Origin of the sequence: Streptacidiphilus sp. MAP12-20, from assembly GCF_041262525.1 — a bacterium.
Lineage (GTDB): Bacteria > Actinomycetota > Actinomycetes > Streptomycetales > Streptomycetaceae > Streptacidiphilus.
Map to the genome: position 1 here is coordinate 124,817 of NZ_JBGCCK010000012.1, position 25,710 is coordinate 150,526.

Sequence of the window (25,710 nt, forward strand, 5' to 3'; positions counted from 1 at the left end):
CCCGCAGTGGCTCAGGCGGGACGCTGCAGCACCATCATCGACCGGTCGACCAGTCGCAACTTCTCCCCGGCCCTGACCTTGGCGCCGGTGCCCGGGGCGATCGTCCACGGCAGCGAGGTGTCGACCACGACCTGCCACTCGTGGCCGTGGTTGACCGGGACCACGAACTCCAGCGGCTGCGCGTCGGCGTTGAAGAGCAGCAGGAAGGAGTCGTCCGTGATCGGGCCGCCGCGGCGGTCCGGCTCGGAGATGGCGTTGCCGTTGAGGAAGACGGTGAGCGACTTGGCGAACGAGGCGCGCCAGTCCCGCGCGGCCATCTCCTCGCCCTCGTTGGTGAACCAGGCGATGTCGGTGAGCTCGTCGTGCGTGCCGGAGACCGCGCGGCCGTGGAAGAAGCGGCGGCGCCGGAAGACCGGGTGGTCGCGGCGGAGCCAGACCATGTGCCGGGTGAACTCCAGCAGTTGGCCCGCCGGGCTCTCCTCGTCGAGCCGGGGCCAGCGGACCCAGGAGACCTCGTTGTCCTGGCAGTAGGCGTTGTTGTTGCCGCCCTGGGTGCGCCCGAACTCGTCGCCGTGGGCCAGCATCGGAACGCCCTGGGAGAGCAGCAGGGTGGCGACGAAGTTGCGCTGCTGACGCGAGCGCAGGCCGAGCACGGCCGGGTCGTCCGTCTCGCCCTCGACGCCGCAGTTCCAGGAGCGGTTGAAGCTCTCGCCGTCGCGGTTGTCCTCGCCGTTGGCGGCGTTGTGCTTCTGGTTGTAGGAGACCAGATCGCGCAGCGTGAAGCCGTCGTGGCAGGTGACGAAGTTGATGCTGGCGATCGGGCGGCGGCCGTCGTCCTGGTAGAGGTCGGAGGAGCCGGTGAGCCGGGAGCCGAACTCGGCCAGCGTGGCGTTCTCGCCGCGCCACAGGTCGCGCACGGTGTCGCGGTAGCGGCCGTTCCACTCCGTCCACAACGGAGGGAAGTTCCCGACCTGGTAGCCGCCCTCGCCCAGATCCCAGGGCTCGGCGATGAGCTTGGCCTGGGAGACGACCGGATCCTGCTGGACCAGGTCGAAGAAGGAGGAGAGCCGGTCGACCTCGTGGAACTGACGGGCGAGCGTCGCGGCCAGATCGAAGCGGAACCCGTCGACGTGCATCTCGGTGACCCAGTAGCGCAGCGAATCCATGATCAGCTGGAGCACGTGCGGGCTGCGCATCAGCAGGCTGTTGCCGGTGCCGGTGGTGTCCTCGTAGTACCGGCGGTCCTCGGCGAGGCGGTAGTAGGAGGGGTTGTCCAGGCCGCGGAAGGCGAGGGTGGGGCCGAGGTGGTTGCCCTCGGCGGTGTGGTTGTAGACGACGTCGAGGATCACCTCGATGCCGGCCGCGTGCAGCGACTTGACCATCGACTTGAAATCCTGCACCTGCTGGCCGCGGTCGCCGAGGGAGGAGTACGCCCCGTGCGGGGCGAAGAAGCCGATGGTGTTGTAGCCCCAGTAGTTGGCCAGGCCCATGTCGCTGAGTCGGTGGTCGTCGACGTACTGGTGCACCGGCATCAGCTCGATCGCGGTGACGCCGAGCTTGACCAGGTGCTCGATCACGGCCGGGTGCGCGATGCCGGCGTAGGTGCCCCGGATGTCCTCGGGGATGCCGGGGTGCAGCCGGGTCAGGCCCTTGACGTGGGCCTCGTAGATGACCGTGCGGTGGTAGTCCGTGCGCGGCGGACGGTCGTTGCCCCAGTCGAAGTACGGATTGACGACGACGGAGGCCATTGTGTGCGGGGCCGAGTCGAGGTCGTTGCGGCGCTCGGGGGCGCCGAAGGGGTAACCGTAGACGGACTCGTGCCAGTCGATCCGGCCGCTCATGGCCTTGGCGTACGGGTCGATCAGCAGCTTGGCGCTGTTGCAGCGCAGGCCCCTGGACGGGTCGTGCGGCCCGTGCACGCGGAAGCCGTAGCGCTGGCCCGGCTGGATGCCGGGCAGGTAGGCGTGCCGGACGAAGGCGTCCGTCTCGCGCAGCTCGACCGAGGTCTCCGACCCGTCGTCGCCGAGCAGGCACAACTCGATCCGCTCCGCCGCCTCGGAGAAGACGGCGAAGTTGGTCCCCGCGCCGTCGTAGGTGGCGCCCAGGGGGTACGGCTGGCCCGGCCAGACTTGCATGGTCCTCAACCAATCCTTCGGTGCGGGCGGGGGTGGCGCGCCCGGGGGAGACCCCCAAGGGGTGATGCCCGGCCCGACACTTCGTCATGTCCGTCTGCATCGTCGCGTAGCACACCGGTTCCCATGACTGAATTGCCGGTTCTTCGCCCGAACGAGTGTCTGTGTCCCGCGCTTGGCTCGTTCGTGTCCGGACGGTGTTCGGACGACACGCGCCTCTGTCCGAGTCGGGTCAGGCCGGTCCGTGCGGCTCGAACGGCTGCGCGGGAATCCGGAATCGAAGTACTCTTGATCGTCCGGGCTCGCCCGGACGGCCCGCATCAGGCCGCCCGGCGCGGTACCGTGTGGGCGCGGCCGACAGGGCGCGTCGCTCCGGCGCACGCCCCCAACGGCCGGGCAGGCGAGGCGTGATGACGCGGGATAGGGACGGTGAGCTCCGGAATGGTGGTCCCCGACGGGGGTTCCCCGGGGAGCGCGGCACGGGGCGACGCCCCAACTGCTCTGGATCGGGGCTCCCGCACCGGCCTGGGCCGGACCGTTCCGCATCAGCCAGGACCACTGGAGCCCTCGCTGGCCTGGCCCGCCGCCGCCTGGGAGGAGGCCAGACTCCGCGTCGGCCGCGCAGGTCGCGCCTACGTCTGGCTGAACCTGGTCGAGCAGCGGCTGCGGTCCGTGGTCGCCGAGGTGCTGCGGCCCGTCTACGAGCCCGCCCACGGCGACGACTGGGTCATCGCCGCAGCCGGCCCCGCAGGCGAGGAGTGGGTGCAGCGCGCCGGGGCCGTCCGCGAGGTCAGCCGCCGCAAGGGCTACCTGCTCGACCCGGACGACGACGCGCTCGTGGTCTTCCTCACCCTGCCGCAGCTGCGGGAACTGATGGTCCAGCACTGGCCCTGCTTCGAGCCCTTCCTGGCCGACCGCCGCGACATCGAGGTCGCGCTCGACGAGCTCGAGGTGGCCCGCCACGTCGTCTCGCGCAACAGGACCCTCTCCGAGAACGTGCTCGCGCAGGCCGAGCGCGCGGCGGCGCGGCTGCTGCTCCTGCTCGACGGAGGCCAGTCCAGCCGTCCCGGCGGCAGCGGCGGGTCGGGGCTGCGCGCGCCCGTCGACGCGGTCGAGGAGCTGATCGGCGACCGCTACGCGGATGTCATCGGCGTCCACCCGGACCGGGTCAGGCTCCAACGCGACCTCCCGGTCGAGGACCTGCTGGCCGGCGCCCGCCGACTGGACGCGATCGGCATCGGCCTGAGCATGCTCTGCCAGAACTTCACCGGTCGTCGGCTGATCGCCCTGGCCGACTCCGGCTGCCGGATCCGGCTCCTCTTCCTCAACCCGGCCAGCAGCGCTCTTCGCCGCCGTGAGCGCGAACTCGGGCTCGGCCGTGGCGAGCTGGGCAAGTCGGTCGAGACGAACATCATGCACGTCCGCCGGGTCCGCTCCCGACTGCGCGACGCGGGCGCGTTCGAGATCCGCGTCTACGACGAACTGCCGCGCGTCTCCGCCTACCTGGTCGACGGCGACGGCCCCGACGGGCTGGCCGTGGTCCAGCCCTACCTGCGCCGCTCGCGCGGGATGGAGTCCCCGGTGCTGGTGCTGCGCGGCGGCTCGGGCGCCCCGCTGAGTTCGGCGCGGCCACTCGAGCCGGGGCTGTTCCAGGTCTACCAGGACGAGTTCGAGGGCGTCTGGGCCGACTCCCGGCCGGTGTCCTGAGGGTCCATCGCCGACCCCCATCGGGGCCTGTCAGTGCCGGGCGGGATGATGGTCGCCAACGGGACGAGAGGACGCGCCTGATGAGCTGGTTGCACGACACCTTGGTCGGCTTCGACTTGGAGACCACCGGTACCGAGCCGGGTGAGTCGCGGATCGTCTCCGCGGCCCTGGTGGAGGCGAAGGGCGGCGAACCGGTCCGGGTGAGGGAGTGGCTGGCGGATCCCGGCGTCCCGATTCCCGCGGACGCCACGGCGGTGCACGGCATCACCACGCGGCGCGCGGTCGCGGAGGGACGGCCGGCGGAGGAGGTCGTCGCGGAGGTCGCGGCGGCGCTCGTCTCGTACTGGCGCGAGGGCGTGCCGGTGGTCGTCTACAACGCGCCGTTCGATCTGAGCCTCCTCGCGGCGGAGCTGCGCCGGCACGAGCTGCCCTCGCTGGAGCGCCAGCTGGGCGGAGTGCCGGTCGGCCCGGTGGTGGACCCGCTGGTGGTGGACCGCGCGGTGGACAAGTACCGCAAGGGCTCGCGCTCGCTGGAGAACGCCTGCGCGCTGTACGGGATCGAACTGGTCGACGCGCACAAGGCGGGAGCCGACGCCCTCGCGGCGGTCCGGGTAGCGCTCGCGCTGGGCGAGCGCTACCCGGCCGAGGTGGGCAAGGCGACGCCGCAGCAGCTGCACGACCGGCAGGCGGGCTGGCACGCGACGTGGGCGGCCGGCCTCCAGGAGTGGCTCCGCCGTGCGAAGGACCCTGCGGCCGTGGTCGACGGCGCGTGGCCGCTGCGCTGAGAGCGCCGCGCGGGACCGGCGGGACTGGGGGATGGTTCGGGGGCGGATCTCCACCCTGAGGCGGAGGCGGATCCACCCGGGGGACGAGGCGACCGGCCTTGTGGCCAGGCAGGATGATCTCGGCAGACTTAAGCACGCCGTGAGCGGGCTCGGGACTTTGGACCCGACTTGCCGCTCGGCTAGTGACTTTCCTAGGATGCCTCACAGGACACTTACCTGCCGCCCGGCTAGTCGGGGGGCCAGATCGCCCTGCCCACGTCCTCACCCGGGGCGGCGGTGATCCATGCCGTGGAGGGGCAATCGACATGTTTCACCGCATCGGACGCACAGTCGTCCGACACCCGTTCTGGACAGTGATCGCGTGGCTGGTCGCCGCCGTCGCGATCGCGATGACAGCGCCCACGCTTCAGTCCAGCAGCGACGAGAGCAGCTTCCTGCCGAAGAGCTACGAGTCCATACAGGCGATGGAGCTCCAGCAGTCGGCCTTCCCGCAGAAGTTCACGCCGGGCGCGGAGATCCTCTACCAGCGCACGGACGGGCAGGCGCTGACCACGGCCGACAAGGCGGAGATCGACTCCGTCAACAAGGCGCTGTCCGCGAAGAGCGTCCCGCTCATGCAGGGCGTCTACACCGGTCCCTACTCCCATGACGGCAAGTACGGCATGGGCGCGGTCAACCTCGGTACCAAGACCTCCGACCAGCAGAAGATGGCGGACGCGGCCAAGGCCCTGCGCGCCGACGTCACGCAGCTGGTCAAGGGCACCAGCCTGGACGCCAAGGTCGGCGGTTCGGCCGCCCAGGTCCTCGACCAGCAGGACGCGTCGAAGACCGGGCAGGCGATCATCAGCCTCGGCACCTTCGGGATCATCATCCTCGCGATGGCCCTGATCTTCCGCTCGCCGCTGATGGCGATCCTGCCGATCGTGCTCATCGGCGTGGTGCTGACGGCGGCCAACGGGCTGATCGCCGACGTGACCAAGGCGCTCAACCTGCAGTCCAACTCGTCGGTGACGGGCATCCTCATCGTGGTGCTCTTCGGCGTCGGAACGGACTACATCCTCTTCCTGATGTTCCGGTACCGAGAGCGACTGCGGGCCGGTGACGATCACAAGGAAGCCATGACCCACGCGGTCGGCCGCGTCGGCGAGGCCATCGCCTCCGCCGCCGGCACCGTGATCATCGCCTTCCTTGCCCTGTGCCTGTCGTCCATCTCCTTCCTCAAGCAGATGGGCCCGGCTCTGGCGATCTCCGTCGGCGTCACCCTGGTCGCGGGCCTGACCCTGGTGCCCGCGGTCTTCTCCTGGATCCCGCCGCGCGTGCTCTTCTGGCCGTCCAAGAAGTGGCAGGTCGAGCCCAAGTCCACCCGCTTCGCCGCGGTCGGCAACACGGTCAAGCGCCGCCCGGCCCTGGTGGCCGTCATCTCGGGCGTGCTGATGGTCGCCCTGGCCCTGGTGGCCACCAGCTACAAGGCGAGCTTCGACTTCGCATCCGGCTCCATGCCCAAGACCAAGGAGTCGATGGTCGTCCAGGACACCATCACCAAGGAGTACAGCGCGGGCGCCGCCACGCCGACCGAGGTCTTCGTCACCGGCTCCAGCGCGCTGGACCACAGCGCGGTCGACGCGCTGGCGCAGAAGCTCCGCGTCTCGGGCGTCGCCCAGGTGTCCCCGGCGAGGTACAGCGCCAACGGTGACACGGCCGACATCAGCGTCATCCTCAGCAACGACCCGCAGAGCAGCGCGGCCCTCGACAGCGTCGCGCAGTTGCGTGACGTGGTCCATGCCAACACCCCGGCGGGGACCAAGGCGATGGTGGGCGGCATGAGCGCGATCTACGCCGACATCCAGAAGGCGATCAACCGCGACTACACGGTGGTCTTCCCGACGGCGGCAGTGCTGATCATGCTGATTCTGGCCCTGATGCTGCGCAGCGTCGTGGCGCCGTTGTACCTGATGGCCTCGGTCGGACTCGGCTTCGCCGCGACGCTCGGTTCGACGGTGCTGGTCTTCCAGCACATGGCGCACCAGAGCGGCCTGATGTTCATGCTGCCGGTCTTCATCTACCTCTTCGTCGTCGCCATCGGGACGGACTACAACATCCTGATGATCTCCCGACTGCGGGAAGAGGCACGCGAGGGCCGCGAGCCACGCGAGGCGGCCGCACAGGCACTGCGTCATGCGGGCCCGACGGTCGCCGCCGCAGGCGCGATCCTCGCCGGCACCTTCGCCTCGATGATGCTGGCAGGGAACTCGCTCTTCGCGGAGATGGGCTTCTCCATCAGTATCGGCATCGCGATCGCCGCCTTCGTGATGGCGATGTTCTTCACGCCGGCGCTGACCGCGCTCGTCGGGCACGCCGCCTGGTGGCCCGGTCACGCCGACCGGAAGAAGGCGACGAGCAGCCGCGTCGTGGCCTCCTCGGCCGTGAAGCGTGCCGAGGACGACGGCGATGCCGTCGGCGAGCAGGTGGACTCCAGCCGACGCTGAGTCACTGAGCAGCAGGAGGGGCCGCAGCCGGGCAGGGCTGCGGCCCCTCCTGCGTTGTGCGGGCGATGTTAGGGTCGATGCCATGTCGCCCGAGCTGATCTTGCCCACCGTCCGTCTGCGCGCGTCCTGGCTCGAGGCCCGCGACGAGTGGGCCGCAGGGGCGCACCAGGACGGCACCGGGCTGCGGCTGGCCGACGGCGTGGATCTGGGCAGCCCCGAGGGCTTCGCGGAGTGGGTCGACCGCCTCCTGCTCCAGGCGGACCGCTCGCGGCCGGTCGGCGAGGGCCGCGTGCACGCCACGCACTGGTGGATCGTCGCCGACGACACCTACCTCGGCGCGATCGACCTGCGTCACTACGTCAACGACTTCCTCTTCGACGTCGGCGGCCACATCGGCTACAGCGTCCGGCCGTCCGCCCGGCGTCGCGGGCTCGCGAGCTGGGCGCTGGGCGCGGTGCTGCCGCAGGCGCGGGCGATCGGGCTGGACCGGGTGCTGGTCACCTGCGACGACGCCAACACCGCCTCCGCCCGCAGCATCGAGCGGAACGGCGGCGTGCTGGAGGACGTGCGCGGCAGCGCGCAGCACGGGCTCAAGCGCCGCTACTGGATCACCGTCTGACGGATCAGCGCTCGACCGCCAGGTGTACGCCGAGGCCCATCATCAGGCCACGCCTCTTCGCTCAGGCGCCGACGGCCAGCGGAGCCCGCTCGATTGTCAGTGCCTCGTCGTAGCGTTGCAGTAGCAACTCGGCGAGGTCGGGGGACGCGCCGAGTGGGGCCGCGACGGTGGAGATGCCTGCCGTCGCGGCCTGCGCTGCGATGCGGTCGGGCAGCAGGCCGGGGGCGAGCAGGTAGGGGGCGACGGCGAGGCGGCGCAGGCCCTGGGCACGCAGGGTGGCCGCGGCGTCGGCCAGAGTCGGGGGCGCGGCGGAGGCGTGTGCCACGGCGACGCCGCCCCAGCCCGCCGCACGCTGCCACGCGGCGGCGGTCGCGCGGACCGCCGCGTTCGCGACGGGATCGGAGGAGCCCGCCGAGGCGAGGACGACGCCCGTGTCGGGGGAGGGGCGGACGCCGACCTCGGCCAGGCGTCGCTCCAGCGCGCGCAGCAGCAGCGGGGAGGGGCCGAGCACCTCCGCCTGATGGACGGTCAGCCGGGGCAGTCGGGCCGCCGCCTCGCGCAGCACACCGGGGATGTCGGTCTTGGCGTGGTAGGCGCGCGCGAGCAGCATCGGTACGGCGACGACGGGCCCCTCGCCCTCCTCGGCCAACTGCTCCAGCGCACGCGGGATCCGCGGCGCGCAGTGGTCGAGATAGCCGACGCGCACGTCCAGACCCGGGCGCTGGGCGCGGGTCAGGGCGGTGAGCTCGGTCATGGTCGCGGCGTGCCGCGGGTCGCGGCTGCCGTGGGCGAGGAGGAGGAGTCTGGTCATCGCGGGCCGCCCGGCTACCGACGGGCCGTCAGCAGGCCGCGGGAACGCAGCACGCGTCGCTCGATCGGGTTGAAGATGAGCAGTTCGATGCCGATTCCGACGACGAGGATGAGAATGATGGTGGCGAGGACACCGCTCATGTCGAGGTTCTCGCGGGAGAACTCGAGCTGCGCGCCCAGGCCCAGGCCGAGCGCGGGGGAGCTGGCGATGAGTTCGGCGGCCATGAGTGAGCGCCAGGAGAAGGCCCAGCCCTGCTTGAGTCCGGCGATGTAGCCGGGCAGCGCGGCCGGCAGCAGGACGTGCCAGATGCCGCGCAGGCCGGTGGCGCCGAGGGTGCGCCCGGCGCGGAGGTAGATCGGCTGCACTTGGTCGACGCCGGCGACGAGGCCGTTGGCGATGGAGGGTACGGCGCCGAGCAGGACGACGGCGTAGATGGTGGCGTTGCTGAGCCCGAACCAGATCACCGCGGCGGGTACCCAGGCGACGGACGGGATGGACTGCAGTCCGGACAGGATCGGCCCGATCGCGGCGCGGACGGGCTTGACCTTGGCGACGACCAGGCCGATCGGCGTGCCGATGACGACGGAGATCAGGAATCCCAGCACACCCCGGGAGAGGGAGGTCCAGATGGTCGAGCCGATGGTCCCCTGCAGCCACTGGTCGTGCAGGCTGTTCCACACGTCCAGGGGGCTGGGCAGCAGGTCCGCGCGCTTGAGGTGGGCCAGGAAGGCGAGCTCCCAGACCAGCAGCACCAGCGCGATCGCGATGAGCGGCGGCAGCACCTTGCCGGTCAGCACCTGCCGGAGGGGCGTGCGCTCGACGGTCTCGGTCTCCAGCGCGTCCAGTCCGGCCCCGACGGACGCGACGTCCGTGGCGGACGAGGGGTCGGTGAGCACAGCGGCGGTCTTGATCAGATCAGTGCTGGACATGGCGGCGGATCTCCCCTCGGAGCTGGTCGGTGATCTCCACCGCGAGGTCGGCCACGCCCGAGGACTCGATCCGGCGGGGCTGGGGCAGGTCGATGGTCCACTCCTGGGCGATCCGCCCGGGGCGGGAGGAGAGCAGCACGACGCGCTGTGCCAGCCGCACCGCCTCGCGCACGTTGTGGGTGACGAAGAGAACGGAGACGCCGGTCTCGTTCCAGATCTGGATGAGCTCCTCGTGCAGCACGTCACGCGTGATCGCGTCGAGCGCGGCGAAGGGCTCGTCCATCAGCAGCACCTTGGCGTCCTGCGCGAGCGCGCGGGCCATCGCGACGCGCTGGCGCATGCCGCCGGAGAGTTCGTGGACGCGCTTGCCGTGGGCGCCGCCGAGGCGGACCAGCTCCAGCAGGCGCTGCGCCTCGGCGCGGCGCTCGCCGCGCGGGACGCGGCGCAGCCGCAGGGCGAGTTCGATGTTCTGCCCGGCGGTGAGCCAGGGGAAGAGCGCGTGCTCCTGGAACATCAGCGCGGCGTGTCCGCCGGGGACGTCGATGGTGCCGGTGGTCGGCTGGTCCAGCCCGGCCACGAGGTTCAGCAGGGTCGACTTGCCGCAGCCGGAGGCGCCGAGCAGGCAGACGAACTCGCCCGGGGCGACGTTCAGGCTGATGTCGTCCAGGACGACATGGGCCGCTGCGCTGCGGCCGAAGGACTTGGTGACGTGGTCCAGCCGGACAGCGGTCTCGACCATGGTGGAGCTCTCGGTCAGCAGGGTGGTCATGCGGTCACCTCCTGGTTCGGGCTGCGGTCTGTCTGGTGTGGGGCTGGTGCTGAGTGGCCGGAGGCCGCTCCGTTCCGAATGGATCGGGCATCGACGCGGATCGGAGCGGCTCCCGGAGTCATGGGGGTCCTGCCGTCGCTACTGCGCGCCGAGCCCGGCGGCGGAGACGGCGGGCTTGCCCTCGGCGGCGAGGATCTGGTTGAGCAGGGTGAGGTCGTAGATGCCGGCGAGGTCGGGCTGCTTGATGAAGCCCGCCGTCACGGCGTGCTGGGCCTCGCTCTGCAGGGTCGAGGCCAGCGGGTCGTCGGTGACGGAGAGCTCGCTCCAGGCCGAGTTCAGGACCTTGTCGCTCAGTGCCTTGCCGCTGAGCGCCTTCAGCGCGGCATTGGCGTCCTTCTTGGCCTGAGCGGGGTTGGCGGTGATCCAGGCGTTGGTGTCGACGGAGGCCTTCAGCACCGCCTTCACCACGTCCGGGTGAGCCTTCAGGAAGGCCTGCGAGACGACGACGTTGGTCGAGACGAACTTGCCACCGGGCCACAGCGACTTCTCGTCGACCAGTACCTTTGCTCCCTCCGCGACCAGCTTGGACGCAGTGGGCTCGGGCACCCAGGCGGCGTCGATCTGGCCGGAGGCGTAGGCGGAGGGGGTGACGGCGTTGTCGGTGCGGATCACCGAGACGTCGCCGGCGCCGGTCTTGGGGTCGACCTTGAGGCCCTTGCCCGCGAGGTAGTTGAGCAGCGCAACGTCCTGGGTGTTGCCGGCCTGCGGGGTGGCGATCTTCTTGCCCTTGAGGTCGGCCTCGCTCTTGATGACGGCCGGGTTGACGACCAGCTCCGCGCCGCCCGAGGTCGCGCCGGAGATGATCTTCAGCGCCGCGCCCTTCGACTTGACGTAGCCGTTGATCGCGGGGGAGGGGCCGATCCAGGCGATGTCGATCGCGCCGGAGTTGAGCGCCTCGATCTCGCTCGGACCGGCGTTGAAGATCTGCGTCTGGATCTTCGTGCCACCCAGCGCTGCGGCGAACTTGCCGTCGGCGATGCCGATCAGCGGCGTCGCGTGGGTGAGGTTGGCGAAGTAGCCGATGTGCACGGTGCTCGCCGACAGGGCGGGTCCTGCGGCGGTGGCGGTGCTGTTGTCAGAGGAGGCGGTGGTGGCAGCCTTCGAGCCGTAGCCGCAGGCGCTCAGCAGCCCGGCGGCGGTCACGGCGGCGACGGCGGCCAGCGCGGCGCGTCTGGTCGGCACGAGTCGGCGCGAACGGTGCGAATCGGAAGGCTGCGACATGAAGGGTGTCCTCACAGTGATGGGTGGCGAAAAGCGGTCGGGCTGAGCTGCGAACGACGCGGGGCCAGGGCCCCGGGTCAGCGACCCATCGGGCGACACGGGCCGATGGCTCCGCGTCCCGCCCCGAGCGCGCCGCTGCCGACGCGCCCGCCTTCCTTCGCCATGAGCGAGAAAGCCTCGCCGCCCATCGTGGTAGACCCCTTCATCGGATCAGAACGCCTCTCCGGCCATGCCGGCCGTGAGGGTGGTGCCGTCCGCCTGGTCGATGAGCAGGAACGAGCCGGTGCGGCGGTTGCTGCGGTAGTCGTCCAGCGCGATGGGCTCGGCGGTGCGCAGCACCACCCGGCCCAGGTCGTTGACGTTCAGGCTGCCCGGACGCTCGACCTGCTCCAGGGTGTCGACGGCGATCGCGTAGGGGATGTCCTTGACGATCGCCCGCACCGTCCGCGTCGTGTGCTTGAGCAGTACCTTGTCGCCGACGCGCAGCGGACGCTCGTTCAGGTGCGCCACGGTCGCGACGACGTCCTGCGTGGCCTCCGGGGCGGGCCCGGCCGCGATCAGGTCACCGCGCGAGATGTCGATGTCCTCGGCCAGCCGCACCGTCACCGACTGCGGCGCCCAGGCGATGTCGCTCTCCTGGCCCAGCACGTCGATCCCGGCCACCGTGGTGGTGATCCCGGCGGGCAGCACGGTGACGGTGTCGCCCGTGCGCAGCACACCGGAGGCCAACTGGCCCGCGTAGCCGCGGTAGTCCGGGTGCTCGGCCGACTGCGGGCGGATCACGTACTGGACTGGGAACCGGGCCGGCTGGTCGCTCGGGTCGGTGCCGACCGGCACGGTCTCCAGGTGCTCCAGCAGGGTAGGGCCGCCGTACCAGTCCATGTTGGCGCTCGGCTCGACGACGTTGTCGCCGGCCAGCGCCGAGATCGGGATCGCGGCCACGTCCGGCACGCCCAGCGAAGCGGCGTACGCGCTGAACTCCGCGGCGATCGCAGCGAAGACGGGCTCCGCGTACTCGACCAGGTCCATCTTGTTGACCGCCAGCACCAGGTGCGGCACCCGCAGCAGCGCGGCCACGGCCGCGTGCCGGCGGGTCTGCTCGACCACGCCGTTGCGGGCGTCGACCAGCACCACCGCGAGCTCGGCGGTGGACGCGCCGGTGACCATGTTGCGGGTGTACTGCACGTGTCCGGGGGTGTCGGCCAGAATGAACCGCCGCCGGGGCGTGGCGAAGTAGCGGTACGCCACGTCGATGGTGATGCCCTGCTCGCGCTCGGCCCGCAGCCCGTCGGTCAGCAGCGCCAGATCCGGCGTCTCCTGGCCGCGCTTGCGCGAGGCGTGCTCGACGGCCTCCAACTGGTCGGCCAGCACGGACTTGGAGTCGTGCAGCAGCCGCCCGACCAGCGTCGACTTGCCGTCGTCGACGGAACCCGCGGTGGCGAAGCGCAGCAGCGAGGTCGCCCCGCCCTGCTCGGTGATGGTGCTGGTCATTTAGAAGTACCCCTCGCGCTTGCGGTCTTCCATGGCGGCCTCGGACATCTTGTCGTCCGCGCGGGTGGCGCCACGCTCGGTCAAGCGGCTGGCGGCGATCTCGGCGATGACGTGCTCGATGGTCACCGCGTCGGAGTCGACGGCCCCGGTGCAGGACATGTCGCCGACCGTGCGGTAGCGCACCAAGCGGCGCTCGACCGTCTCGCCCTCCTTCGGGCCGCCCCACTCGCCCGCGGTCAGCCACATGCCGGAGCGCTGGAACACGTCCCGCTCGTGGGCGTAGTAGATCTCCGGGAGCTCGATCTTCTCCCGCTCGATGTACTGCCACACGTCCAGCTCGGTCCAGTTGGACAGCGGGAAGACGCGCACGTGCTCGCCCGGTGCGTGCCGGCCGTTGTAGAGCGACCACAGCTCGGGGCGCTGGCGACGCGGGTCCCAGGCGCCGAACTCGTCACGCAGCGAGAAGACCCGCTCCTTCGCGCGGGCCTTCTCCTCGTCGCGGCGACCGCCGCCGAAGACGGCGTCGAAGCGGCCCGTCTCGATCGCGTCCAGCAGCGGCACGGTCTGCAGCGGGTTGCGGGTCCCGTCGGGGCGCTCGCGCAGCCGGCCGTTGTCGATGAACTCCTGCACCGAGGCGACGTGCAGCCGCAGCCCGTGCTCGGCGACCGTGCGGTCGCGGTACTCGATGACCTCGGGGAAGTTGTGCCCGGTGTCCACGTGCAGCAGCGCGAACGGCACCGACGCCGGCGCGAACGCCTTCAGCGCCAGGTGCAGCATCACGATCGAGTCCTTGCCGCCCGAGAAGAGAATCACCGGGTTCTCGAACTCCCCGGCCACCTCCCGGAAGATGTGGACCGACTCGGCCTCCAACGCGTCCAGGTGCGACAGCGTGTAGGGATTGTCCTGGGCCGAAGCGGCAGGAAGATCGATTGCGGTGGTCACGCCAGTCCCCTCTCGGTCAGCAGAGCGTGCAGGGCGGCGGCGGACTCGTCCACCGTCTGGGTGTGCGCCTCGATGCGCAGGTCGGGGGAGGCCGGGGCCTCGTACGGGTCGTCCACGCCGGTCAGCCCGGAGATCTCGCCCGCAGCCTGCTTCGCGTACAGGCCCTTGACGTCCCGCTCGGAGCAGACCTCCACCGGCGTCGCGACATGCACCTCCAGGTACGCGGTGCCCTGCTGCCCGTGGCGGGAGGCGACGGCGGCGCGGGAGTCCGCGTACGGCGCGATCACCGGGGCGAGCACCTTGACGCCGTTCGAGGCCAGCAGCTCGGCGACGAAGCCGATCCGCTGGATGTTGGTGTCACGGTCCTGCCGGGTGAAGCTGAGACCGCGCGAGAGGAACTCGCGGATCTCGTCACCGTCCAGGATCTCCACCCGATGGCCCTCGGCGCGCAGCCGCTCGGCCAGCGCCGTGGCGATGGTGGTCTTGCCAGCGCTGGGCAGGCCGGTCAGCCACACGGTGGCGCCGCAGCCCTGCACGGCGGCTGCCGTGCCGGCTGCCGGTGCGTCAACAGTGGTGGTCATGAAGGTCTGCTCCAGTGGGAGAAGGGGCGGTTGGGGAGAGGCTCAGAGGTGGATGCCGCACTCGGTCTTGCCGGCGCCGGCCCAGCGGCCGGAGCGGGCGTCCTCGCCCTCCAGCACCCGGCGGGTGCAGGACTCGGGCGAGCAGCCGATGGACGCGTAGCCGTCCCAGAGCAGCGGGTTCAGCAGGATCCCGTTCTTGGCGACATAGGCGTCCACGTCCTCCTGGGTCCAGCGGGCGATCGGGGCGACCTTGACCTTCTGCCGCTTCGGGTCCCAGGAGACGACCGGGGTGTTGGCCCGGGTCGGGGACTCGTCACGGCGCAGGCCGGTCGCCCACGCGTCGTAGCCGGCCAGGCCGCGGTTGAGCGGCTCGACCTTGCGCAGCGCGCAGCACAGGTCGGGGTCCCGGTCGTGGAGCTTCGGCCCGTACTCGGCGTCCTGCTCCGCGACGGTCTGACGCGGCGTCAACGTGAGCACGTTGACGGGCATGGTGGCCGCCACCGCGTCGCGCGTGCCGATCGTCTCGGCGAAGTGGTAGCCCGTGTCCAGGAAGATCACGTCCACGCCCGGAAGCGCGGTCGAGGCCAGGTGCGCGACGACGGCGTCCTCCATGGAGGAGGTCACGGCGAAGCGGCGGCCGAAGGTCTCGGCGGCCCAGCGCATGATCTCCTCGGCGGAGGCGTTTTCCAGGTCACGTCCGGCAGTGGTGGCCAGGGCCTCCAACTGCTCGGGCGTGTAACGGGACTGGGTCTCCGCGTCGGACAGGGCGTCACTCTTGGTGGTCATTGGTGCTACCCCCAGGCGGTATTGACGGGGCCGAAAGCAGGCCGAGGAACTTCACTGCGAACGCGCGTCGGCAGGAGGCGCATTCCCAGGCCCCGTGCCCGCCGGTCTCGCTCGGGCGCAGGTCCTCGTCCCCGCAGTAGGGGCAGTAGAAAGGGGCCGCTCGCTCGCTCACGAGAGGGCCTCCTCGTCGGCGCGGGCCGTCCACTGGGCGAAGCGCTCGCCCTCCTGACGGTCCGCCAGGTAGCGGCGCAGCACCCGCTCGACGTAGTCGGGCAGGCCGTCCTTGGTGACCTTCAGGCCGCGGACCTTGCGGCCGAAACCGGCCTCCAGGCCCAGCGCGCCGCCCAGGTGCACCTGGAAGCCCTCGACCTGGTTGCCGTTCTCGTCGGAGACGAGCTGGCCCTTGAGGCCGATGTCGGCGACCTGGATCCGGGCGCAGGCGTTGGGGCAGCCGTTGATGTTGATGGTCAGCGGCTCGTCGAACTCGGGCAGCCGCGCCTCCATCTCGTCGATCAGGGTGCGGCCGCGCTCCTTGGTCTCGACGATCGCGAGCTTGCAGAACTCGATGCCGGTGCAGGCCATCGTGCCGCGGCGGAACGGGGACGGGGTCACCCGCAGGTCCAGCGCCTCCAGCCCGGCGACCAGGGAGTCGACCTGGTCCTCGGTCACGTCCAGCACGATCATCTTCTGTTCGGCGGTGGTGCGCAGCCGGTCCGAGCCGTGGGCGGCGGCCAGCTCGGCGACCTTCGTGAGCAGCGAGCCGTCCACGCGCCCGACGCGCGGGGCGAAGCCGACGTAGAAGTTGCCGTCCTGCTGCCGGTGCACGCCGACGTGGTCGCGCCAGCGCTCGACCGGCTCGGCCGGGGCCGGGCCGTCGACCAGCTTGCGCTGCAGGTATTCGTCCTCCAGCACCTGACGGAACTTCTCGGCGCCCCAGTCGGCCAGCAGGAACTTGAGCCGGGCGCGGTTGCGCAGGCGGCGGTAGCCGTAGTCGCGGAAGATCGAGATGACGCCGATGTAGACGTCCGCGACTTCCTCCAGCGGCACCCACGCGCCCAGCCGCTCGCCGAGCCGCGGGTTGGTGGAGAGGCCACCGCCGACCCAGAGGTCGAAGCCGGGCCCGTGCTCGGGGTGGTTCACGCCGACGAAGGCGATGTCGTTGATCTCGTGCGCCACGTCCAGCAGTGGCGAGCCGGAGATCGCGGACTTGAACTTGCGCGGCAGGTTGGAGAAGTCCGGGTTGCCGATGACGCGGCGGTGGATCTCCTCCAGCGCCGGCGTGCCGTCGATGATCTCGTCGGCGGCGATCCCGGCGACCGGCGAGCCGAGGATGACGCGGGGGGTGTCACCGCACGCCTCGGTCGTCGACAGGCCGACGCCCTCCAGCTTCTGCCAGATCGCGGGCATGTCCTCGATCCGGATCCAGTGGTACTGGATGTTCTGCCGGTCGGTGAGGTCGGCGGTGCCGCGGGCGTAGGTCTGCGAGACCTCGGCGATCGCGCGCAGCTGCGCGACGGTCAGCCGGCCACCGTCGATGCGGACGCGCAGCATGAAGTACTCGTCGTCGAGCTCGTGCGGCTCCAGGATGGCCGTCTTGCCGCCGTCGATCCCGGGCTTTCGCTGGGTGTAGAGCCCCCACCAGCGCATCCGGCCGCGCAGGTCGGACGGGTCGATCGAGTCGAAGCCGCGGTGCGCGTAGATCGTCTCGATCCGTGTCCGCACATTGAGACCGTCGTCGTCGCGCTTGAACTGCTCGTTGGGGTTGAGCGGCGTGAAGTGCCCGACGGCCCACTGGCCCTCGCCGCGATGGCGAGTCGCCTTGCGCTTCGGCGATGGCGTCGATGCGGGGGTGGCGGTCATGGTGTGCGTCCTTCGGGCAGTGGATCGGGGCCTGAGCTGTGGCGTCTCCCGGTTCGGCACTGCGGCGACGACCTGCACGGGGTGCGTGCGGCGCGGCGGTGACCTGGCCGGGGCCGACGTGATCCGCGCGGCGGCGGGCGGGACGTCGGGGTTGCTGTCGGCGGTGCGGCAGGGGGAATCAGATCACCGGACAGATGGCGCTGGACATGCGGCCGAGGTCGACGTGAAGTCGACCGACCAAGGCAGTTCCGGCACCAGACATGGCAGAAGAGTCGCACGCCGAACTTTCTTGCGTCCACCACCATCCGCTATCTGGACAAAATTGTCCCGAAGGATGGGATTTCACCGACCCTTCCGCCTGCCCGAAGGGCCCACCCGTCCGGAGAGGGGCGTTTCTCCCATTCTCCGAGACGAAGGAGTCCACGATATGGACCCGACGCCATGTGGGCGTCCTCCGGCCGCGAACCGGCCGCGAACCGGCCCCGGGGCGACGCTCGCCGGCGCGTCGCCGTCCGCGGGTGCGGCGCCCGGAACCGGTGTGACATCCGCCGCTTCCGACGCGGACGGCGCGGCTCCGGAGGGACGGGCCTGGGCCGATAGGTTGGCCTCGTGCAACCAGCAGGCGAATCCTCACCCAAGGCCCGGCATCGGGCCAGGAACAGTCGACGCGCGTCGAGGCGACGCGGTGACCGCTCCTATCGTGCCATCGCCTGGAAGCTGATCAAGGACACCACCAACACCTGCGTCGAGTACCGGGTCACCGGTCTGGCCGCCGAGGTGGCCTTCTTCACGCTCATGTCCGTCCCGCCGCTGCTGCTCTGCGTGGCCGGCACGCTCGGCTACCTGAGCCAGGGGGTGATCAACAAGCTGGAGGCGGACATCCTCCGCGCGGCGGGGACCTTCCTCACCCCCTCCTCGGTGCACCAGACCGTGACGCCGCTGCTCAAGAGCGTCTTCAGCGGTGGGCGCCCGGACCTCATCTCGATCGGCTTCGTGCTGGCCCTGTGGTCCGGGTCGCGGGCCCTGTACGTCTTCGTCGACAGCGTCACGATCATGTACGGGCTCGAGGACCAGCGCGGCATCGTGCACACCCGACTGCTCTCGCTCGGCCTCTACATCGTCGCGCTGGTGGCGGGGACGGTGATCGGCCCGCTGGTGATCGCGGGCCCGGACACACTCGTGCACTGGTTCCCTGCCATCGGCGACCTGGTCCACGCCCTGTACTGGCCGGGTGCGATCCTGCTCTCGGTTCTGTTCATGACCACGCTCTACCACGTGGCGGTACCGGTCCGGACGGCGTGGAAGGAGGACGTGCCCGGCGCGATAGTCGCGCTGCTCGTCTTCTTCGTGTGCAGCATCTTCCTGCGGCTCTACCTGGTGCACTCGGTCGAGGGGCCGACCGTGTACAGCTCGCTCGCCGCGCCGGTCGCGGTCCTGCTCTGGATCGGCGTCACCGCCCTGGCGGTCCTGATCGGCGCCGCCATGAACGCGGCGATCGACCGGATGTGGCCGACCCGCGAGACCGCGCAGGCCCGCGCGGCGAACGAGAAGCACCGTGAGGAAGCGGCCCTGGAGGTGATACGGCGCGCCGAGGCCCGCCGCACCGCCACCCGCAACCGCGCCGCGAACCCGCCCCGCCCCGAGCACGAGGGCGACCCCGAGGCCCCCGCTGAGTACCCCGAGCGCTGGGCGGACTTCCTGCCCCCGGAGGACCTGCGCGGCCGCATGCAGTCCAAGGGCAGACGCCGCCGGCGCTACCCCTCACCCTTCGAGGACCGCGAGCGTCACGAGGGAGACGACGGCGGTTCAGCCCGGCGCTGAGCGCCAGGCCGAACCGCCGGGCTGAACCGCCGGCTGAACGGCCGGCCGAACCGCCGGCCGAACCGCCGGAAACTCGATGGCGCCGCGCCCGCCGACCCCACTACCGTCATTCCCAGCCGTGAACCGACACGGGTGGCCCAGGAGGTGAGGAAGTTGAAGACCGTCTTCGCGCATCAGACCGTCTCTTCCACCCCTCGAAGGGCTTCTCTTGTCTTCCCTGCTCCACTCTTCAACTGACCCCTCTCCTCCTCCCGATCCGCTCACCCCCTACGGCTGGGACGCGGCCTGGGAGCTCGCCTTCGCACCGCACGCCCAGGACGGCCTCGTGCCGGGCCGGGTCGCGCGCGTCGACCGCGGGCTCTGCGACGTGGTCACTGCCGAGGGAGTCGTCCGCGCGGACACCGCGCTCGTCACCCCCCGTGACCCCGTCCGCATCATCTGCACCGGCGACTGGGCGGTCCTCGCCCACGGCTCCGGTGCGACCGGCGCCCACGTGCGCGCGCTGCTCCCACGCCGCACCGCCGTGATCCGATCCGGCGCCTCGCGGCGCTCGGAGGGACAGGTGCTCGCCGCCAACGTCGACACCGTCCTCATCGCGGCCTCGCTCGCGGTGGAGCCGGACCTCGGCCGCATCGAGCGCTTTCTCGCCCTGGCCTGGGAGAGCGGGGCCGCCCCGCTGGTCGTGCTCACCAAGGCCGACCTTGCTCCCGACGCCGGGCAGATCCGCGAAGACGTCGAACGCGTCGCGCCCGGCGTGCCGGTCCACGCGGTCAGCGCGACGACGGGCGCCGGCCTGGAGGGGCTGGCCGCAGGGCTCGGCGGCAGCACGGTGCTGCTGGGCCAGTCCGGCGTCGGCAAATCCACGCTGTTCAACGCACTCGTCGGCGCGGAGGCGATGAACGTCCGCTCGATCGGGGTCGACGGCAAGGGCCGACACACCACGACAACCCGCGAACTGCTGCCACTCCCCGGCGGGCGCGGCGTGCTCATCGACACGCCTGGGCTGCGCGGCGTCGGCGTGATGGCCGCGGAGGAGGGCCTGGAACAGGTCTTCGCCGAGATCGAACAGCTCGCGGGGGAGTGCCGTTTCGCCGACTGCAGCCACGAGAGCGAGCCCGGCTGCGCGGTGCGGCAGGCGCTGGAGGGCGGCACGCTGACCTACCGTCGCCTCGACAGCTACCGCAAGCTCCAGCGCGAGAACCAGCGTATGGCCGCCCGCGCGGACGCCCGCGTCCGCGCGGAACTCCGCCGCATCTGGAAGGCACGCGGCGGCACCGCACGGGCCGCCAGACGGCTCTCGTGACAAGGCTGTTGCAGTTGTTGCTGATTCGTCGACTCCGCACCCGCTGACGGCCGTCGGCGCGGGTAAGAGCAGTCCGGGGGCGCGTTCCCGCGTCCCCGGACCGCACAGGAGGAGACTGTGAACGCGAACGCGAACGTCCGCCGCCGAGTGCCCTGGTACGTGAGCGTCCCGATCACCTTCGCGCTGATCACGGCGCTGTTCGTGGCCGCGGGCCACTTCAACTGGCTTCCGGGGCTGCCCAATCCCTTCGGCGAGCGCACGACCGACCGCAGCGGCCCGGCGGTGCTCCAGTCGGTCCAGGACATGAGCCGCTACGACGCGGCGGCGGGCAACTTCCAAGTGGTCGTCGACATCGACAAGGAGGCGACCTTCATGCCGTCCGTGATCCTGGGCAGCCGCACCCTCTACGTCGCGGCGGGCACCGTCGACTCGTACGTCGACCTCTCCAAGGCCACGGTCTCGGTCTCCCCGGACCGCCGCACGGCGACCCTGACCCTCCCGCATGGCCAACTCGCCCCTGCCGCACTGGACGTGAAGCACTCCTACATCGTCGCCCAGGAACGCGGCCTGCTCGACCGCATCGGCCAGTTCTTCTCGGGCAACCCGAACGACCAGCAGATGCTGAACGTCGTCGCCGTCGGCCGTATCCAGGCCGCAGCAGCTGCCAGCGGCCTGACCACACGCGCGCAACAGAACACGACGCTGATGCTCCAGGGCCTGCTGCGCTCGCTCGGCTTCACGACGGTGTCGGTCGCCTACAAGTAACCCGGGACGTGGTCAGGCGGCAGGCCGCTCGGGTCCGCATCGTCGCGCGGTGCCCGCACGGCCAGCCAAGAGGGGGACGCTACCAGTCCGCAGACCCGGCACCGAGCAGGGTGGCAGGACCCCCTCAGGCAAGGCGGGGGTCGGTGCGCTTCGACTATCAGCAGGCGCAGGAGATGCCGGACTTGGGGGCCGTCAGGTCGTCGACCGGACGGGACCAGTTGCCCTGGTCCGAATCCACCGCGAAGCCCTCGCGGACCCAGTACTCGAAGCCGCCGATCATCTCCTTGACGGAGTAGCCGAGGCGGGCGAAGGCGAGGGCGGCGCGGGTGGCGCCGTTGCAGCCGGGGCCCCAGCAGTAGGTGACGACGGTGACCGAGGGGTCGATCAGGGTCGGCGCCAGTTCGGCGATGCGGGCTGTCGGGATGTGGATCGCGCCGGGGAGGTGGCCCTGGGCCCAGGCTGCGTCGCTGCGGGAGTCGACGACCACGACGCCTCTGACGCCTGCGGCGAGGTCCGCGTGGACGTCGGAGACGTCGGCCTCGAAGGAGAGGCGGGCGGCGTAGTGGGCGGCGGCGGTGGCCGGGTCGGCGGCGGGAACGCTCAGGATGGCGCTGGTCATCGTCGTCGCTTCTTTCGGTCGAGAGCCTGGTCGCGACCCGTTCCCCGGGGCGATGACCTCATTCTTTCGGCCGGCAGCATGCATGATCGAGTGGCGTGAACGACGCCTGCCGTGAAGATTCCGCCACAATCGCTCCGCCATTGCCATGTCCGATTCCCGCCAGTGAGCCGCCCCGCGATGCCGCAGACTGGTAGGCGTGATGATGCAAGAGGACGCCTGCTACCGGGCCGTGAGCAGCAAGGACGCTCGCCACGACGGCGTGTTCTACACCGCCGTGCGCACGACCGGCATCTACTGCCGACCCAGCTGCCCGGCCCGAACCCCGAAACGCGAGAACATCACCTTCTACCCCACCGCGGCCGCCGCCCAGGGCGCCGGCTACCGGGCCTGCCGCCGCTGTCGACCGGACGTCGCCCCCGGCTCGCCCGAATGGAACATCAGGGCCGACCTCGTCGGCCGCGCCATGCGGTTGATCAGCGACGGCGTGGTCGACCGCGAAGGCGTCGCCGGGCTGGCCGCCCGGCTGGGCTACAGCGAGCGGCACCTCAGTCGCGAGCTGCACGCCGAGCTCGGCGCCGGGCCGCTCGCCATCGCCCGGTCACAGCGTGCGCAGACCGCGCGGCTGCTGCTGCAGACGACGGACCTCAGCGTGACGGAGGTCGCCTTCGCGGCCGGATTCTCCAGCGTCCGCCAGTTCAACGACACCATCCGCGCGGTCTACGCGCTGACTCCGATGGAGCTGCGGGACCGGCGCGGCCGCCGCCCCGTCGTGCACGGCAGTATCCCGCTACGGCTGGCGCACCGTCAGCCCTTTGACGCCGCAGCACTCTTCGACTTCCTCGAGATCCGCGCCGTCCCCGGCGTCGAGGAGGTCACGACGGACCCACGGAAGCACGTCCGAACGTACCGCCGCACGCTCGCGCTGCCCGGCGGCCCCGCCGTCGCGGAGGTCGACGAACCCGGTGCGCCGCAGGGTTGGCTGGACGCCCGGCTCCGGCTCGGCGACCTGCGGGACCTGACGACCGGCGTGCAGCGGCTGCGCGCGCTCTTCGACCTGGACGCCGATCCCGAGGCGGTGACCGAAGTCCTCAGCGCGGACCCTTACCTCGGCCCGCTGGCCGCCAAGCGGCCCGGCCTGCGCTCGCCCGGCCACGTCGACCCGCACGAGCTCGCGGTCCGCGCGGTGCTCGGTCAGCAGGTCACCGTCGCCGCCGCGCGCACCCTCGTCGGCCGGCTCGCCGCGCGCTACGGGACGCCGCTCCCCGAGCCGAGCGGCGGGCTGACGCACCTCTTCCCGAGCGCGGCCGCGCTGGCCGAGGCCGACGACGCCGACCTCGCGATGCCCGCCGCCAGGCGGCGGGCTGTGCGCGGGCTCTGCGCGGCCCTGGCCGACGGCAGCGTGCGGCTCGACCCGGGGGTGGACCGCGACGAGGCGGGCGCGCAACTGCTCGCCCTGCCGGGGATCGGCCCGTGGACCGTCAGCTACGTCCGGATGCGCGCACTCGCGGACCCGGATGCCTACCTGCCGACGGACATCGGCGTCCGTCACGGCCTCCGGGCCGCTGGCGCGCCGGAGGCCGTGGACAGCGACGGGTGGCGGCCGTGGCGCTCCTACGCGGTCCACCATCTCTGGGCGGCGGCAACCGAATTCGAGACGCAGACAAAGATGAGCAAGAAGACGGAGGTGGGCGCGCGATGACGCGATTCACGACGATGGACTCCCCGCTGGGCCTGCTGCAGCTCACCGCAGACGAGGACGGCCGGGTGACCTCCCTCTACGCCCCCACCCAGAAGGGCAAGCCGGTCCAGCCCGATGCTTCCTGGACCCCGGACCCGGACGGCCTCGCCGACGTGGTGGCGCAGCTGCGCGAGTACTTCGCGGGAGAGCGCAAGGAGTTCGACTTCCCGCTCGCGCCGCCGGGCACCGAGTTCCGGCAGCGGGTCTGGCGCGCGCTGGACGACATCCCCTTCGGCGCGACCGTCACCTACAAGGAACTGACCGCAGCGGCGGGCCTGCCGCCGACCTCGGTGCGGGCGGTGGCCGGAGCGGTCGGAGCCAATCCGCTGCTGATCATTCGGCCCTGCCATCGCGTCGTCGGCAGCGACGGTTCGCTGACCGGCTTCGCGGCGGGGCTGGAGGCCAAGCAGACCCTGCTCGACCTCGAACGCTGAAGGCGCGGAGGGAGCGGCGCACGCGGAGGGCGCTGCGGGCCCGCCCGAGCTGCGGGACGGCGGGACCGCGGCCTCAGGCTCGGCCGTCGTCCTCGCCGAGGGCCGTCGCCAGACGTTCCAGCGCGCCCAGCGCGCCGAACACGGCGGCGCTGTCGTCCGGCGTGAGCGCGTCGAGAGCGGAGGCGATCCTGCGCTCGTGCGCGCGCTGCCAGTCCGCCAGCTGCCGGTGGCCGGCCTCCGTCAGAGCGATGCGCGCGGTCCTGCGGTCGCCGGGGTCGGCCTGCCGGTCGACGAAGCCCGACTCCAGCATCCGGCTGACGAGGCCACTGACGGTGTTGGGCGCCAGCCGTTGACGCGCCGCCAACTCACCCACCCGCAACGGTCCGGCGGCCAGCGTCTGCAGCAACTCGACCTGCGCCATGGGCAGTGACTCCCACGGGTAGTCCGTGCGGATGCTGCTGCGCAGCGCCCGGCGCAGCCGCGTCACGGCGTCGGTGAGGCGCTGGACCTGTGCCGGGTCCACCGGACCCACCGGACCTGCCGGGCCTTCCGGGTCGGCATGATCGACGCGGTCGCCGGCAGCGGCATGATCGACAGGTTCTGGCATGCCGAGAAGCCTAACGGGCGACCCAGCCCTTCTCGTAGGCGTGCCAGCCCAACTGCATTCTGGTCGTCACCCCGGTCAGCACCATCAGTCGCTGCACCCGCCGTTGCACCGTACGCAGCCCGAGATCCAGCTGCTTCGCCACGCTGGCATCGGTCAGCCCGGCGAGCAGCAGCGAGACGATCTGCAGGTCGACGTGGTCCGGCTGGTCAGCGAGCTCCTCGACGGGAAGGCCCCCGTCCGAGGAGAAGCGGACCGGGAAGGCCAGCCGCCAGCACTGCTCGAACAGGCCGATCAGCGCCTCCAGCAGGCCCGGCGCACGCACCAGCAGCGCGGCAGGCTCGCCCGGGGACGCCAGCCGGCGCAACGGGACCATGGCCAGAGTCCGGTCCGCGATGATCAGCTTCGTCGGCACGCTGTCCGCGACCCGGACCTGCTGTCCGCGTCCGAGCGCGAGCGCCAGCTGGGCGACGACCTGGCTCTCCGCCAGACTCGCCCGCGAGAGCACCGTGCGATGGATGACGCCGCGCGCGACGACGATGTCCTCCGCGTCGTTCTCCTCCGCCCGGACGGCGACGGGGGCGTCGGTGACCAAGGCCAGCAACTCCTCCTCGGTGCCCAGCTGTATCTGCTCGAAGCGGTGCCGCACTGCCGAGACGCCGGTGACGACCTCGACCAGATCCGCCACGCCCGACACGGCTGCGCCGTTGCGGCGGTACTCCTCGGCCAGTGCTTCGACGGCACGCTCGGCCTCGTGCAACTCGTGGCGGCGCTGGGAGAGCGCCGGAGCGAGCGCGACGCCCGGCGGCGCGGCGACGTAGTGGTCGGCGAGCGACGCGGAGGCGGCCGCGAGGCCCGCGGCTTCCAGCCCGGCGAGCGCGTGACGGATGAGCGGCACGGGCAGCGAGAGCCGCTCGCCGAGCACGGCGGGCGTGGCGGCGCCGAGAGAGAGCAGGGACCGGTACACGAGCTCGGAGCGCTCGTTCAGACCGACGAACTCCAGCATCCGGCGGACACCTCCTCCCTGCTGCGGCTGGGGTCGCGGACGGGGCGGTGCGGGCCCGCGACGTGATCATCATGCCCGCTCGGGGCGATCGGGGGTAGTCGAACGGGATGCCAGTGAATTGGCGCGATTGTCTGGATACCTTCGTTCGGTTGCTCCGGACGTGTTCTGATTCGCCGGTTCCGCGCTTGGATCGCCCCCCGCGCATGGACAATGGCGTCGATCCCGGAGGCACCGGACGGAG

Annotated in this window: 23 protein-coding genes; 9 read left to right on the top strand and 14 right to left on the bottom strand. The window is 71.3% G+C overall.

Annotation, left to right across the window (positions count from 1 at the left end):
* Window positions 1-11: 11 nt before the first annotated feature.
* Complete coding sequence (gene glgX / locus ABIA32_RS18315; RefSeq protein WP_370096392.1) at window positions 12-2,135, bottom strand: glycogen debranching protein GlgX; 2,124 nt, start codon at window positions 2,133-2,135, stop codon at window positions 12-14.
* Between the two features lie 438 nt (window positions 2,136-2,573).
* Here glgX and ABIA32_RS18320 point away from each other — a divergent pair, with 438 nt between their 5' ends.
* The 4 genes from ABIA32_RS18320 (at window position 2,574) to ABIA32_RS18335 (ending at window position 7,729) form a co-directional block, all read left to right on the top strand.
* Entirely contained in the window at window positions 2,574-3,839 is a 1,266-nt protein-coding gene (locus tag ABIA32_RS18320) for an SAV2148 family HEPN domain-containing protein (RefSeq protein ID WP_370096592.1), read from the top strand.
* An 80-nt stretch (window positions 3,840-3,919) separates the two neighbouring features.
* Window positions 3,920-4,624 (top strand): exonuclease domain-containing protein, encoded by a 705-nt coding sequence (locus ABIA32_RS18325; RefSeq protein WP_370096394.1) that lies wholly within the window; start codon window positions 3,920-3,922, stop codon window positions 4,622-4,624.
* Between the two features lie 305 nt (window positions 4,625-4,929).
* Window positions 4,930-7,110 carry an MMPL family transporter gene (locus tag ABIA32_RS18330; protein ID WP_370096396.1) on the top strand — a complete coding sequence of 727 codons (2,181 nt, stop codon included), beginning with the start codon at window positions 4,930-4,932 and terminating at the stop codon, window positions 7,108-7,110.
* Window positions 7,111-7,192: 82 nt separating this feature from the next.
* Complete coding sequence (locus tag ABIA32_RS18335) at window positions 7,193-7,729, top strand: GNAT family N-acetyltransferase (protein ID WP_370096398.1); 537 nt, start codon at window positions 7,193-7,195, stop codon at window positions 7,727-7,729.
* A 61-nt stretch (window positions 7,730-7,790) separates the two neighbouring features.
* On the opposite strand, the gene ABIA32_RS18340 is transcribed toward ABIA32_RS18335, so the two are convergent.
* The 10 genes from ABIA32_RS18340 to ABIA32_RS18385 all read right to left on the bottom strand — a co-directional run bounded on the left by ABIA32_RS18340 (window position 7,791) and on the right by ABIA32_RS18385 (window position 17,179).
* Window positions 7,791-8,540 (bottom strand): sirohydrochlorin chelatase, encoded by a 750-nt coding sequence (locus ABIA32_RS18340; RefSeq protein WP_370096400.1) that lies wholly within the window; start codon window positions 8,538-8,540, stop codon window positions 7,791-7,793.
* Between the two features lie 14 nt (window positions 8,541-8,554).
* A complete protein-coding gene (locus tag ABIA32_RS18345; RefSeq protein ID WP_370096402.1) occupies window positions 8,555-9,469 on the bottom strand; it encodes an ABC transporter permease in 915 nt (304 codons plus the stop codon).
* Entirely contained in the window at window positions 9,456-10,238 is a 783-nt protein-coding gene (locus ABIA32_RS18350; RefSeq protein ID WP_370096404.1) for an ABC transporter ATP-binding protein, read from the bottom strand. The genes ABIA32_RS18345 and ABIA32_RS18350 overlap by 14 nt, the downstream gene beginning before the upstream one ends.
* A gap of 138 nt (window positions 10,239-10,376) precedes the next feature.
* Window positions 10,377-11,519 (bottom strand): aliphatic sulfonate ABC transporter substrate-binding protein, encoded by a 1,143-nt coding sequence (locus ABIA32_RS18355; RefSeq protein WP_370096406.1) that lies wholly within the window; start codon window positions 11,517-11,519, stop codon window positions 10,377-10,379.
* A 210-nt stretch (window positions 11,520-11,729) separates the two neighbouring features.
* Complete coding sequence (locus ABIA32_RS18360; protein WP_370096408.1) at window positions 11,730-13,010, bottom strand: sulfate adenylyltransferase subunit 1; 1,281 nt, start codon at window positions 13,008-13,010, stop codon at window positions 11,730-11,732.
* A complete protein-coding gene (gene cysD, locus ABIA32_RS18365) occupies window positions 13,011-13,952 on the bottom strand; it encodes a sulfate adenylyltransferase subunit CysD (protein WP_370096409.1) in 942 nt (313 codons plus the stop codon). It abuts the gene before it with no gap.
* Complete coding sequence (gene cysC, locus ABIA32_RS18370) at window positions 13,949-14,533, bottom strand: adenylyl-sulfate kinase (protein ID WP_370096411.1); 585 nt, start codon at window positions 14,531-14,533, stop codon at window positions 13,949-13,951. The genes cysD and cysC overlap by 4 nt, the downstream gene beginning before the upstream one ends.
* A gap of 42 nt (window positions 14,534-14,575) precedes the next feature.
* On the bottom strand, window positions 14,576-15,319 hold the full coding sequence (locus ABIA32_RS18375) for a phosphoadenylyl-sulfate reductase (protein WP_370096413.1): 744 nt from the start codon (window positions 15,317-15,319) through the stop codon (window positions 14,576-14,578).
* Window positions 15,303-15,491, bottom strand: a complete 189-nt coding sequence (locus tag ABIA32_RS18380; RefSeq protein WP_370096415.1) for a hypothetical protein — start codon at window positions 15,489-15,491, stop codon at window positions 15,303-15,305. Before ABIA32_RS18380 ends, ABIA32_RS18375 begins: the two co-directional genes overlap by 17 nt.
* The gene (locus tag ABIA32_RS18385; protein WP_370096416.1) at window positions 15,488-17,179 is read right to left on the bottom strand and encodes a nitrite/sulfite reductase; all 1,692 of its coding nucleotides are present in this window, start codon (window positions 17,177-17,179) and stop codon (window positions 15,488-15,490) included. Before ABIA32_RS18385 ends, ABIA32_RS18380 begins: the two co-directional genes overlap by 4 nt.
* 609 nt (window positions 17,180-17,788) lie before the next feature.
* On the opposite strand from ABIA32_RS18385, the gene ABIA32_RS18390 reads away from it, so the two are divergent.
* The 3 genes from ABIA32_RS18390 (at window position 17,789) to ABIA32_RS18400 (ending at window position 21,068) form a co-directional block, all read left to right on the top strand.
* Complete coding sequence (locus ABIA32_RS18390) at window positions 17,789-19,000, top strand: YihY/virulence factor BrkB family protein (RefSeq protein ID WP_370096418.1); 1,212 nt, start codon at window positions 17,789-17,791, stop codon at window positions 18,998-19,000.
* A gap of 208 nt (window positions 19,001-19,208) precedes the next feature.
* Complete coding sequence (gene rsgA / locus ABIA32_RS18395) at window positions 19,209-20,303, top strand: ribosome small subunit-dependent GTPase A (protein ID WP_370096420.1); 1,095 nt, start codon at window positions 19,209-19,211, stop codon at window positions 20,301-20,303.
* A gap of 117 nt (window positions 20,304-20,420) precedes the next feature.
* Window positions 20,421-21,068 carry a DUF4230 domain-containing protein gene (locus ABIA32_RS18400; protein WP_370096422.1) on the top strand — a complete coding sequence of 216 codons (648 nt, stop codon included), beginning with the start codon at window positions 20,421-20,423 and terminating at the stop codon, window positions 21,066-21,068.
* 157 nt (window positions 21,069-21,225) lie between these two features.
* Here the strand turns inward: ABIA32_RS18400 and ABIA32_RS18405 are convergent, their stop codons facing one another.
* Window positions 21,226-21,687 (bottom strand): rhodanese-like domain-containing protein, encoded by a 462-nt coding sequence (locus ABIA32_RS18405; protein WP_370096424.1) that lies wholly within the window; start codon window positions 21,685-21,687, stop codon window positions 21,226-21,228.
* Window positions 21,688-21,886: 199 nt separating this feature from the next.
* Between ABIA32_RS18405 and ABIA32_RS18410 the strand changes: the two genes are divergently transcribed.
* Together ABIA32_RS18410 and ABIA32_RS18415 are read left to right on the top strand one after the other, a co-directional pair.
* Window positions 21,887-23,386 (top strand): AlkA N-terminal domain-containing protein, encoded by a 1,500-nt coding sequence (locus ABIA32_RS18410; protein ID WP_370096594.1) that lies wholly within the window; start codon window positions 21,887-21,889, stop codon window positions 23,384-23,386.
* Entirely contained in the window at window positions 23,383-23,859 is a 477-nt protein-coding gene (locus tag ABIA32_RS18415; RefSeq protein WP_370096426.1) for a methylated-DNA--[protein]-cysteine S-methyltransferase, read from the top strand. The genes ABIA32_RS18410 and ABIA32_RS18415 overlap by 4 nt, the downstream gene beginning before the upstream one ends.
* Before the next feature lie 73 nt (window positions 23,860-23,932).
* Here the strand turns inward: ABIA32_RS18415 and ABIA32_RS18420 are convergent, their stop codons facing one another.
* Window positions 23,933-24,466, bottom strand: coding sequence for a MarR family winged helix-turn-helix transcriptional regulator (locus tag ABIA32_RS18420; protein WP_370096428.1), 534 nt, complete (start codon window positions 24,464-24,466; stop codon window positions 23,933-23,935).
* A gap of 10 nt (window positions 24,467-24,476) precedes the next feature.
* Complete coding sequence (locus ABIA32_RS18425) at window positions 24,477-25,469, bottom strand: helix-turn-helix transcriptional regulator (protein WP_370096430.1); 993 nt, start codon at window positions 25,467-25,469, stop codon at window positions 24,477-24,479.
* Window positions 25,470-25,710: the final 241 nt, after the last annotated feature.

What these genes read in the sequence shown, in the direction of transcription:
- ABIA32_RS18355 (WP_370096406.1), bottom strand. Translation starts at nt 11,519, where the DNA reads ATGTCGCAGCCTTCCGATTCGCACCGTTCGCGCCGACTCGTGCCGACC.
- ABIA32_RS18410 (WP_370096594.1), top strand. Translation starts at nt 21,887, where the DNA reads ATGATGCAAGAGGACGCCTGCTACCGGGCCGTGAGCAGCAAGGACGCT.
- glgX (WP_370096392.1), bottom strand. Translation starts at nt 2,135, where the DNA reads ATGCAAGTCTGGCCGGGCCAGCCGTACCCCCTGGGCGCCACCTACGAC.
- ABIA32_RS18335 (WP_370096398.1), top strand. Translation starts at nt 7,193, where the DNA reads ATGTCGCCCGAGCTGATCTTGCCCACCGTCCGTCTGCGCGCGTCCTGG.
- ABIA32_RS18420 (WP_370096428.1), bottom strand. Translation starts at nt 24,466, where the DNA reads ATGCCAGAACCTGTCGATCATGCCGCTGCCGGCGACCGCGTCGATCAT.
- ABIA32_RS18345 (WP_370096402.1), bottom strand. Translation starts at nt 9,469, where the DNA reads ATGTCCAGCACTGATCTGATCAAGACCGCCGCTGTGCTCACCGACCCC.
- ABIA32_RS18360 (WP_370096408.1), bottom strand. Translation starts at nt 13,010, where the DNA reads ATGACCAGCACCATCACCGAGCAGGGCGGGGCGACCTCGCTGCTGCGC.
- ABIA32_RS18405 (WP_370096424.1), bottom strand. Translation starts at nt 21,687, where the DNA reads ATGACCAGCGCCATCCTGAGCGTTCCCGCCGCCGACCCGGCCACCGCC.
- ABIA32_RS18385 (WP_370096416.1), bottom strand. Translation starts at nt 17,179, where the DNA reads ATGACCGCCACCCCCGCATCGACGCCATCGCCGAAGCGCAAGGCGACT.
- ABIA32_RS18320 (WP_370096592.1), top strand. Translation starts at nt 2,574, where the DNA reads ATGGTGGTCCCCGACGGGGGTTCCCCGGGGAGCGCGGCACGGGGCGAC.
- ABIA32_RS18340 (WP_370096400.1), bottom strand. Translation starts at nt 8,540, where the DNA reads ATGACCAGACTCCTCCTCCTCGCCCACGGCAGCCGCGACCCGCGGCAC.
- ABIA32_RS18415 (WP_370096426.1), top strand. Translation starts at nt 23,383, where the DNA reads ATGACGCGATTCACGACGATGGACTCCCCGCTGGGCCTGCTGCAGCTC.
- cysC (WP_370096411.1), bottom strand. Translation starts at nt 14,533, where the DNA reads ATGACCACCACTGTTGACGCACCGGCAGCCGGCACGGCAGCCGCCGTG.
- ABIA32_RS18425 (WP_370096430.1), bottom strand. Translation starts at nt 25,469, where the DNA reads ATGCTGGAGTTCGTCGGTCTGAACGAGCGCTCCGAGCTCGTGTACCGG.
- ABIA32_RS18325 (WP_370096394.1), top strand. Translation starts at nt 3,920, where the DNA reads ATGAGCTGGTTGCACGACACCTTGGTCGGCTTCGACTTGGAGACCACC.
- ABIA32_RS18350 (WP_370096404.1), bottom strand. Translation starts at nt 10,238, where the DNA reads ATGACCACCCTGCTGACCGAGAGCTCCACCATGGTCGAGACCGCTGTC.
- ABIA32_RS18330 (WP_370096396.1), top strand. Translation starts at nt 4,930, where the DNA reads ATGTTTCACCGCATCGGACGCACAGTCGTCCGACACCCGTTCTGGACA.
- ABIA32_RS18375 (WP_370096413.1), bottom strand. Translation starts at nt 15,319, where the DNA reads ATGACCACCAAGAGTGACGCCCTGTCCGACGCGGAGACCCAGTCCCGT.